We start from the raw sequence: 266 nt of genomic DNA, 5'->3' as shown, positions 1-266 counted from the left end.
ATAAGTATAACAGCAAACTTCTCAATAGAAACTCTGTGAAGCAGTGTATTTTAAGCTCTAACCAGTAACCGCCAACCAAGATGACAATATCCAATCTTTCAGAACGGAAGAAGAAAAGAAAACTGAAAACTGGCCATGATCACAGAAAATATTCAAAGGAATCCTACACACCAAAAAGAAAAACAAACACATTCATGGGGTCACAGGGAAGAACAAACCACACCAGAACAGTAAATAAGAAAGAAAGGATTAAAAAAAAAAGTGCC

At 35.7% G+C, this 266-nt stretch carries 1 protein-coding gene; it reads left to right on the top strand.

The window, feature by feature from the left end; translation table 11 throughout:
* Positions 1-80: 80 nt before the first annotated feature.
* Positions 81-266, top strand: a 186-nt coding sequence (locus I5349_RS13800; protein WP_226391362.1) for a hypothetical protein, incomplete at its 3' end; no start/stop codon positions are given.

The sequence above is a fragment of the Penaeicola halotolerans genome (assembly GCF_016464625.1).
GTDB classification, from domain to species: Bacteria; Bacteroidota; Bacteroidia; order Cytophagales; family Cyclobacteriaceae; genus Penaeicola; species Penaeicola halotolerans.
Note: the sequence above shows the minus strand (reverse complement) of the source record. Positions and strands in the feature narration are given on the sequence as shown.